This is a genomic window from Nitrosomonas sp. ANs5, assembly GCF_050584665.1.
GTDB lineage: Bacteria > Pseudomonadota > Gammaproteobacteria > Burkholderiales > Nitrosomonadaceae > Nitrosomonas.
Genome location: NZ_JBEUDO010000078.1, coordinates 1 through 8,944 on the forward strand (window position 1 = coordinate 1; position 8,944 = coordinate 8,944).

The following is an 8,944-nucleotide window of genomic DNA, read 5'->3' on the forward strand; positions in this document are numbered from 1 at the left end:
CAGGCGCTCTTCCTGGCTGGCCTGGCGGGTGAGCATTTGCTGCAGCGCCAGTTGCGCGTTTTGGGTCGCCATGTCCAGCCATTTGCGCCGCTCGCCGACCGAGTGAGTGGTGAGGGTGATTTTATGGCCGGCTTGTTCGGATAGCAGTGTCTGCAACAGCGCTACCTGGATTTTTTCGCCCAGGATGATCAGCGTCGGGACGCTGCGGTTGAGGTAGTGCTGTGCGATGAAGGCTTCCAGCACGGCGGCGGTGTCGTGCCCCTGTACGTTTTTCGGGAAAAATGTCTTGTCGCCTAGATGGCGTCCGCCGCGAATCATGACCAGATTGACGGCGATATGGCTGCCGTCCGCTTGGGCGACGCAGGCGATCACATCCGCATCCAGCGCCTTGCTGCTGTCGACAAACTGCTTTTCCTGGATTTTGCGCAACGCCTGCATCTGATCGCGGAACAATGCGGCTTGCTCATAGTCTTGCGCCTTGGCCGCCTGCAGCATTTTCGTTTCGATGGTTTTCAGCACTTCCATTTGCTTGCCTTGCAGGAACAAGGTGGCGCTTCTGATATCTTCCTGGTAAGCCTCCGGCGTCACCAGGCCAACGCATGGCCCGCTACAGCGTTTGATTTGATAGAGCAGGCAGGGTCGGGTGCGGTGGTCGAACACCGAATTTTCGCAGGTGCGCAGGCGGAATACTTTCTGCAGCAGTTGAATGCTGGACTTGATCACGCCCGCGTTGGGAAACGGCCCGAAATACTGGTTGCGGTTGTCCAGCGCGCCGCGGTAAAACGCCAGCCTGGGAAAGTCGTGCCGGGTCAGCACCAGATAAGGATAGGATTTGTCGTCCCGGAACAGGATGTTATAGCGCGGGGCCAGGCTTTTGATCAGGTTGTTTTCGAGTATCAGCGCCTCCGCTTCCGAGCGCGTGACGGTCGACTCGATCGCGGTGATCTGCGACACCATCAACTGGATGCGTGGCGACAGGTTCGATTTCTGGAAATAGGAGGCGACCCGCTTGCGCAGGTCGATCGCCTTGCCCACGTAGATCACGTCGCCGGCCGCATTCAGCATGCGGTAAACACCGGGCTGGGCCGGGAGGGTCAGGACAAAGGCTTTGCCGTCGAAGCTGTTTTCGGACAAGGCGTGCCTATCGTTAGGGCTCGTTAATAAATAACTTGAGCATACGCTGGGGTCGCTTTTGGCGCAGATCAAGGCGCAAGACACGCCGTTGTGCATTCACAACAAGTGGCTTGCAACGCCGGTATGCGCCAAAAGCGGCCCCAGCCCGAAGGGTTGTTGCGTATTCGGGCATCTGCGGCGTTGCGAGGCTTGCGAATGGAACGACCATTCGGCTTCGCCTCACGCCTTGCATCTTTCCCGAATACGCAACAACGTATGCCCAAGTTATTCATTAACGAGCCCTTATTTGTCGCCACCCAGCAGTTCGCCGCCAATCGCCCAGCTGTCATGCGGTTTCTCATCGAAGGCGATATAGGTATAGGATTTGGGTTTATTCGCGACACGCTCCAGGGTATCGGTGATTTCCTGGGCGATTTGCTGCTTTTGTTCGCGGCTGAGTGTACCGGCCAGCCGGATGTTGACATAAGGCATCGTGCATTCTCCTGAAAAAGTTATTTTGTCATCGCCAGATCCTGGCAAATTTGGGCAAACACCTGTTCGAACATCGGCTCTGTCAGGCGCCTGGTCTGAGTATTGTAGCGGCTGCAATGATAGCTGTCATACAGCGTAAGGCCACTGGCAAGCGCATGTCTTGCGCCATGAGCAAAAGGAAATGCTTTGGCCGGTTGACCGAGCGCCATCAGGGCGGCGCGATGCGCGACTGTGCCCAATGCCAAGCAGGCCTGGCCGCCTCTCGCGATGAATTCTTCCAGCTCCACCTTGAGATAAGCGTTGCAACGTTTGACTTCCCCGGGCTCGGGTTTGTTCGCCGGGGGCAGGCACTTGACGGCGTTGGTGATCCGGCAATGGGAGAGCGTCAGCCCGTCATCCACCGCAACCGATTCGCTGTGGCTGGCCAGGCCAAATTTGTGCAAGGTCTGGTACAGCAGAATGCCGGCGTAATCGCCCGTGAATGGCCGGCCGGTGCGGTTGGCGCCGTGCAGTCCCGGCGCGAGGCCGATGATCAGCAGCCGGGCTGCCGCATCACCGAACGGAGGGACTGGCCGGGCATGATAATCGGGATGGGCAGTGCGCACGGCATTTAGATGCTGCGCGAGCCGCGGGCAATCGCGGCAATCCAGTTGAAACGGGGGGGACTGGGTCATGGTATTTTTTGTTGTAGAATGGGCGTTTTCAACGAAGCAGGAAACAGCTCGCAAATCATGACCAGGATACTCGCAACTGAAATCCGTGTTGGCAATCTGATCGAATGGGACAAGCGTGTCTGGCGTATCCTGAAATGTTATCATGTTCATGTCGGCGGGCGTGGCGGTGCGTTCATGCAGGTCGAAATGAAGGATATCGAAAGCGGGACCAAGGTCAATCAGCGCATCCGCACCGATGAAAAAGTCGAGCGCACGATTGTCGAGCCACGCGCCATGACCTTCCTCTATCAGGAAGGCAATGACTACATATTCATGGATCAACAAACCTACGAGCAACTCAGTCTGTCGCAGGAGTTTCTCGAAGGCCAAAGCGAGTATCTGCTGCCGAATACCGATCTACTGGTCAATTTTCATAATGACCGGCCGATCGGGGTGCAACTTCCGTCCAGCGTGGTGCTGACGGTCGTCGAAACCGAACCCAGTCTGAAAGGTGCAACCGCCACCAGCTCCTATAAGCCAGCGACACTGGAGACCGGTCTGGTTGTCATGGTACCGTCCTTCCTGGTACAGGGAGAAAAAATCAAGATCCATACTGACACTGGTGAATATATCGAACGCGTATAACCGATTGCGGCGTGCTTTATGGATCACCTGGTTGTTGCCCGGGTGCCTGCTCTCCCTACTTGGCTATGGAATAGCTTGTGCAGAGCCAGAACCGGCACCGGATAAAAAAACCACTCTGATCGCACTGGACGCGCCCGCCTCGATCAAGAAGCTGATCGAGCAATATATTACTTTTCCCGATCAACCCTTTGCGGACGCCACCAGCAAGGCGATTTTCGTGCGCAGGGTCACACGGGAGATCAGCGGCCTGCTGGCAACCGAGGGCTATTTCACGCCGAAAATCGAGTTCACGCCCGCGGCACCCGGCCAGCCCCATCAACTGAATGTCGTACCCGGCCCGCGCACGCGGATCGCCAGCCTGTCGATCGAATTCCTGGGCGATCTGGCGGACGATACTCCCGAACGCCGCGCACGCATCCAGAAACTGCGCGATGACTGGCCGCTCACGCCGGGTAAGGTTTTCCGCAGCGCCCGCTGGGAAGACGCCAAGACCGCTTTATTGTCGAGTGTCATGGAACGGGATTATGCGGCGGCCCGTATTACTGAAAGCCAGGCGCAAGTCGACCCAGAAACCGCCCAGGCATATTTGAATGTCGTGATCGACTCTGGCCCGGCTTTCCGTTTCGGGGATCTGCAGGCCACCGGCCTGGAACGCTACGATCTGGACATCCTGCAACTTAAAGTACCTTTCCGCAGCGGCGATCCTTACCGCCGGGATCAATTGCTCGCCTACCAGGCAAGGTTACAAAACAGTCCTCTGTTCAACACGGTGGCTGTCTCCATCGAGCCGGACCCGGCTCTGCATGAAGCCGTGCCTGTCGACATCACCCTGATCGAAGCACACGCCAAGCGGATCGGGGCGGGTGTCGGCTATAGTTCCAACAATGGCGCACGCGGCGAAATCAACTACCGCGATTACAACTTCCTGGGACGCGCGTGGAGCCTGGGCAGCTTGTTGCGTCTGGAGCAGAAACGTCAGACTTTCTCAGCCCGGGTGGACACATTGCCCGATGCCAACCATTATCACTATACGTTTGGTGCCAGAGTCGAAATGACCGACATCAAAAACCTGAAGACCTTCAACCAGCGCGCCGACTTCTCCCGGATTCGCACCACAGTCAATTCTATGATGCAGCTGGGTTTGAACTGGCAGCGTGAGGAACGGCGGCCCGCTGGCGCGCCCAACACCGTCAACGAGACATTGGCGCTGGATTTCTGGGGACGTTACCGCAATATTGACGACCCGATCTATGTGCGCAATGGCTATGCGTCTGAAATGCGTCTGGGCGGTGGGACCCGTCATGCGCTGTCGGAACGCGATTTCATCCGCAGCTACGCGCGTCACATGCATTGGTGGCCAATCGGCGCGCGCGACACCTTGCACCTGCGCGCAGAAGTCGGCTACACCCTCGCGTCTTCCCGCAACGGGCTGCCCCAGGAATACCTGTTCCGGGCCGGTGGCATCCAGTCTATTCGCGGTTACGACTTTTTGAGTCTGGGGGTCCGCGAAGGCAACGCAATTGTCGGCGGGCGCACCATGGCCACGGGTACGCTCGAGTATGTGCGCTGGTTTACGGATAATTGGGGCGCGGCCGCGTTTACCGATGTCGGTGATGCAACCGATCGCTGGCAGGATTTCAAGTTGGGGCTAGGCTACGGCGGCGGCGTGCGCTGGCGCAGTCCGGCCGGTCCGTTTGCACTGGATCTGGCCAGACGGCATGATACCGGCACCCTGCGCTTTCATTTCTCGATCGCCGTCGCCTTCTGAAAAGCTGCCTGGGAATGCCTGCTCTAAACTTGCCTCCTCTATGTCATGTCCAACGTGGGAATGCATGGTTACCGAAAAATCTGGAATTCTGTGTTGCCACAGGCATAGGGAGCACCGGTACACTGGTTTTTGTTATGCAAAGCGGTTGCTGGCGGTGGTCAGGATTTGACGGTGCGCTTGCGCACCGCGCCGGTTGACGTTAAATAAATGGTATAGAAACCTATACGGATATGAACGACAATCACGACAACGATACGCCCGAAACGCCGGCACCCCGGCGTTCATTCCGTAAATGGCTGCTGACAGGCCTGATGCTGCTGTTGCTGTCGCTAGTCGGCGGCACATACTGGCTGATCTATACGCCCTCGGGCCTGCTGTGGCTGCTGACCACGGCTTCCAGTGCCACCGGCGGCGCGCTGACCTTTTCCGGGGTGAGCGGCAGTTTGCAGACACTCCAGGCCCAGTCCATTGCCTACCGGGAGGACGAGCTGTATGTGCAGGTAAAAGATCTGACTTTCCGCTGGCAACCGCAGCGCCTATTGACGGGTGATTGGGTCATAGAAGCCCTCACCGCCCGCGATGTTGCGCTGCACACCGTACCGGCGGAAGAAGAGGAACCAGCAGCCATGCCCGAAAGCCTGCGCATTCCGCTTGGCATCGCGATCGACAAGCTTGGCATCCTGTCGTTGCGGACATTTACCCTCGGCAACGAGACACCGGATCTTGTCCTGACCAACTTAGCCTTGCGGTTGGAAAGCGATGGCCGCTTGCACCGCGTGCGCACCTTCACGCTCGAACACGAGTCGGCCCGGGTTGCGGGCAATTTGCTGATCGGCGCAGACGCACCCTTCGATCTGAGCGGGCAACTGGTTCTGCACAGCTGGCCGGGGGCAAGCAGCCAGACCGACTTGCCTAGTCATGCCGCCCTGCGGCTGGCTGGCAACCTGGCGCAAACCGATGTCATGCTTGCGATAAAGGATGGCCCATTGGCGGGACAAGGCAAACTGCGCCTGCACCCGTTTGCGAAGTTGCCCCTGTCGACGCTCCATCTGGCAGTAAGCGGATTGAATCCGCACCGCTACTCACCGGATTTGCCACAAGCCGACCTGAGCTTGCAGAGCGAACTGAAAACAAACGAAACCGGACAACTGCAAGGTCATTTGCATATCAACAACCCGATGGCCCGCCCGCTCGATCAGGAGGGGCTGCCCTTGCGTGAACTCCGCACACTGCTTGCCATCAGCGATGAAACCCTCGCGCTGGATGCGCTCGCGATCAGGCTGTCAGGGCAGGACAGTCCCAAAGGTAGCCTGTCCGGCAACTTGCTATGGCGCATCGAGGACCAATCGGGGTCGGCAAACATCCAGGTCACTCAGCTGAATCCAGCCATGTTAGATACCAGCCTGCGCCCGGCCAAGCTGTCCGGCAAGCTACAGTTCGACGGCGACCCGAACGCGCAACAGGGACACATTACCTTGCACGACAAGGCCCAGCGGCTCAACCTGGACATGACACTCTCGCACGCCGCTGCGGCCGTCACGATTAAAACCCTCAAACTGGTGCACGGGGATTCCAGCCTGTCCGGCCATGGCAGGCTGCAGCTGGACGCGGCACAGCCTTTCACCTTCGAAGGTTTGCTCAAGCAATTCGATGTCTCTGCCTTCGTCGATGCACCCCGCTCGGATCTCAACGCCGGTTTCAAACTGGCCGGCCAGCTCTCACCCGAACCGGTGGCCAACATGGCTTTCACGATCAAACCGAGCCATTTTGACAACCAGCCGCTCTCCGGCCAGGGCACGCTGAAACTGGACCACCCCCAGCGTCTGCAGAGCGACACCCACTTGCGCCTGGGCGACAACCGGCTTGAACTGAAGGGCAAGTTGGGACAGGCAAACGACCGGCTGCTGCTCACCCTGACCGCCCCCAACCTGGCGCAACTGGGCGTGGGGTTGCAAGGCGACCTCGATGCGCGCATCACGCTCACTGGCAAGCTCGACCGGCCAGGCCTGGCATTTGATCTCGGTGCGCAGCGCATCAATTTCCGTGACACACATCAGCTGGCCCAGCTCAAAGCCAAAGGCAGTCTGCACGGCACCGCCATCGGACTCGATCTGCAAGCAAGCGACTATCGCATGGGGACGGAAACTTATTTCCAGACGCTGTCGCTCGAACTGACCGGCACCCAGGCACGGCACAGGTTGTCGCTAAAGAGTGATATCAATTCCTCGACCCAGGCACAATTCCAGGCCAGCGGCGGCTTGTCCATCGACGACCAGGCCTCGCAACCGTTTCAGTGGCGAGGCACAATCGAGCAACTGGCCATGACGGGTACGGTTCCGTTCGAGCTGGCCACCCGCCCTGCTGTCCTGATCAGTCCCGAGCTGGTCACACTGGGTGCCGCGCGGATACTGGTCGCCAATGGCGAGGTCAATCTGCATGAGACCCGCTGGACACCCCGGCAATGGTCGACGCAAGGTGCTTTCACCCACATCACCTTACGGCCCAACCACGCGCCAGCCGACGACTTCGAACCACTCCGGCTGGGTGGCAACTGGCAGCTTGCGGCCGACCAGCAACTGAACGGGCGCGTGCGCATCCAGCGGGAACGGGGAGATCTGGCGCTGCCGCTGGAGACGCCGTTTGCACTCGGCCTGGAGACACTGTCGCTCACTGTGCTGGCCGAAGGCAACAATCTGAACGGGCAGCTGGCCATCCGGGGCAAACATATCGGCGACACCAGCGCTCAGATCAGCGTCCCCTTGCAGCCCACCGACACTGCCTGGGAAATCGCCCAGGATGCCCAGCTCAATGGCAATTTGCGATTCGATCTGCCCGATCTCGCCTGGCTGGGGCCGGTGCTGGACGACAATCTACGCAGCGGTGGCCGGCTTGCGGCGCGTGTCGCGCTGGCAGGCACTTTCGAACAACCGGCGCTGCAAGGCGACATTTCAGGCGAAGCGCTGACTGTCACGCTGCTGGACGAGGGTCTCCATTTGCAGGATGGCAAACTGGCCATCCGTCTCGATCAGGAGACGCTCCAGCTGGATACCCTGAATTTTACCGCGCCGCTTGAGAAACTCTCCAAAGACCGTTTACTGAGAAACCTGAAACTGGCGCGCCAGTCCGGCAAGCTGGACATGCAGGGTAATCTGAATTTCCGCACTCAGCAAAGCACGCTGACTATCGAACTGGATCATTTACCACTCGTTCAGCAATCCGAACGCTGGATTGTCGTTTCCGGCAACAGTCAGGTCGGGCTCAAGGATCGCATGCTCGATATCCAGGGCAAGATCGTCTCCAATGTAGGATTCCTGAGGCAACCGGAAAAAGGCATGCCCGGTCTGGCCGACGATGTGGTGATTATCAGCCAAACAGAAACAGAACCCAAGGCGGCGGGCCTGCAAGTCAATCTCGATGCCACACTCGATCTGGGTGATCAATTTTTCTTGCGTGCTTCCGGACTGGAAGGCCGGCTGGCCGGCCAGTTACGCGTGCGCAGCCGGCCCGGTAAAGCACTCAGGGCAACTGGCAGCATCGCCACGCGCGACACCCGCTTCGAAGCCTATGGCCAGCAGCTGCTGGTCAGGCGCGGCATCGTCAACTTTGATGGCCCGCTCGACAACCCGGGATTGAATATCCTGGCCGTGCGCAGCACATTGCCGCCCGGCGCCGCCGAGGGCGAGCTTTCCGGCATGGTCGATCACCAGCGTTATCAGGATGCCGGCCTGACCGCACTGGAAGTCCGTTCGACCGCGCAAGTGGAAGCTGGTGTGGAAGTGACCGGCACAGTCCGGCGGCCGCAAATCAGATTGGTATCACGGCCCGAAGTGCCGGATTCTGAAAAGCTGGCCTGGATTGTCCTCGGCCGCGCACCCGATGCCGGTGGGCTGGATAGCGCGCTATTGCTGAGTGCGGCTGGTTCTATTTTTGGCGGCCAAGCCGATGAAGGCATCATGGACAATATCAGCCGCGGACTGGGTCTCGATGAATTTTCGATCCGGCAGCGCAGTGGCGAGGATGCGCTAACCGGCCAGGTGGGCATGGTCGGCAAGCGCCTGTCCGAACGCGCATATCTGAGCTATGAACGCGGCCTGACTGCCACCTCGGCCGGTATCGCCAGATTGACCTACAGTCTGTTCCCGAATGTCTCGGTGGTCACACGTGCCGGCGAGGACAGCTCTGTCGATTTATTTTACAATTTCGAATTCGATTAAGGAACCTCTGAATAATGAGCCAATTTTCCTCGCTGGCAGTTGAAAGTCGAGGTTGTAAT

At 58.9% G+C, this 8,944-nt stretch carries 6 protein-coding genes; 3 read left to right on the forward strand and 3 right to left on the reverse strand.

Going from position 1 to position 8,944, the window contains the following annotated elements:
- The 3 genes from uvrC to ABTW62_RS12880 all read right to left on the reverse strand — a co-directional run.
- Positions 1 to 1,134: excinuclease ABC subunit UvrC (gene uvrC / locus ABTW62_RS12870; protein ID WP_430904976.1), on the reverse strand; the 1,134-nt coding region annotated here is incomplete at its 3' end.
- Between the two features lie 282 nt (positions 1,135 to 1,416).
- Positions 1,417 to 1,605 carry a tautomerase family protein gene (locus ABTW62_RS12875; protein ID WP_430904977.1) on the reverse strand — a complete coding sequence of 63 codons (189 nt, stop codon included), beginning with the start codon at positions 1,603 to 1,605 and terminating at the stop codon, positions 1,417 to 1,419.
- A gap of 20 nt (positions 1,606 to 1,625) precedes the next feature.
- Positions 1,626 to 2,279 carry a uracil-DNA glycosylase gene (locus ABTW62_RS12880; protein WP_430904978.1) on the reverse strand — a complete coding sequence of 218 codons (654 nt, stop codon included), beginning with the start codon at positions 2,277 to 2,279 and terminating at the stop codon, positions 1,626 to 1,628.
- Between the two features lie 57 nt (positions 2,280 to 2,336).
- On the opposite strand from ABTW62_RS12880, the gene efp reads away from it, so the two are divergent.
- The 3 genes from efp (at position 2,337) to ABTW62_RS12895 (ending at position 8,885) form a co-directional block, all read left to right on the forward strand.
- Complete coding sequence (gene efp / locus ABTW62_RS12885; protein WP_430904979.1) at positions 2,337 to 2,903, forward strand: elongation factor P; 567 nt, start codon at positions 2,337 to 2,339, stop codon at positions 2,901 to 2,903.
- Entirely contained in the window at positions 2,881 to 4,671 is a 1,791-nt protein-coding gene (locus ABTW62_RS12890; protein ID WP_430904980.1) for an autotransporter assembly complex protein TamA, read from the forward strand. Before efp ends, ABTW62_RS12890 begins: the two co-directional genes overlap by 23 nt.
- 230 nt (positions 4,672 to 4,901) lie before the next feature.
- Entirely contained in the window at positions 4,902 to 8,885 is a 3,984-nt protein-coding gene (locus tag ABTW62_RS12895) for a translocation/assembly module TamB domain-containing protein (RefSeq protein WP_430904981.1), read from the forward strand.
- Positions 8,886 to 8,944: the final 59 nt, after the last annotated feature.